1 pseudogene is annotated in these 1,052 nt (G+C 63.4%); it reads right to left on the bottom strand.

What is annotated here, in order from left to right:
• Positions 1-164: 164 nt before the first annotated feature.
• Positions 165-1,052: pseudogene (locus ACV229_RS40520) on the bottom strand (serine hydrolase domain-containing protein); the annotation flags it as partial.

Here is a 1,052-nt window from a genome sequence, read left to right as displayed (position 1 = left end):
TGCCGGCGGTTGACACCGGCCGACGTTGCTGCATCGGTGTGGGCGGACAGGGCTGGGTGTTCAGGACGCTTCACGGTCTTTTTTCCGATTGGTGTTTGGGAGGGACGACGCGCGATGTGCGCTGCTCTGGCTGTGCAAGCGCCAACGCTGCCCCGGTCCCGGTTTCAGGCCGGCACCCAGGTAATGCCGCCGTCGGTGACGGTCGCCACGCCGTCGATGGTGGTCAAGACGATTTCGTGAAGATCGCGTCCCATGGTCATCGGTATCTTCAGCACCATGCCGCCGCGATCGTCGGCAAGCGGCACCAGCGGCTGGTTGCCGAACAGGATGTAGCCAGGCAATTCGGGAATCTGCGCGAGGCTGGTTTGCGCGGAGCCCGGATCTTTCGATAACTGGACGGCCAGCGCGTCCGTATTCTTCACCTTCCACACGGGATTCTGCAGATGCGCGTTCCAAGCGGTGTCCAGCGCGGCCTGGTCGGGCAGTTTCTGCGCCAACGGTATCGTGAAGGACGCATAGCCCGCGCCGGAACGCATCGTGCGTTCGATCAGATAGGTAGACGGGCCTGTTGCCGCGACGCTTTCGAAGCGATAGCTACGGATCGTGTTTCCGGCGCTCCACCACCAGCCGTCGTTGCAGTACTGAAACGACGTGGCGCCGTCGTCCAGCGGAACCCACTTGCTGCCGTTCCACCTGTCCAGCGCAAGGGTGCCGTCGGCATTCCGCTGCACCCGTAGCGGATTCTGTTCGTTGCCGTAGATGCCGATGAGCGACGTGACGTCCGGTGGCGTGGCGACCGGCGGCATGGTCGTGCTGAAGAGGGGCGGCATGGCGCCGAGGGTGCCGTCTTCGACGAGCGCGTTCAGCAAAATGGCCTCGACAATCTTTCGCGGATTGATCCTCATGCTGCCCGTTAACAGAATCGCCATGCGCGCCTGCGGCAGCACGAAGAATTCTGACTGGAAAAAGGTGGTGGTGCCGCCCTTGTTCCATGCGGCGACGCCGACCGAATCCAGCGTGGACTCCGCGACCGAATCCCAGCCGAGCCCCCA

This window comes from Burkholderia sp. MR1-5-21 (assembly GCF_053427715.1).
This window is presented reverse-complemented; position numbering and strand designations above follow the sequence as displayed.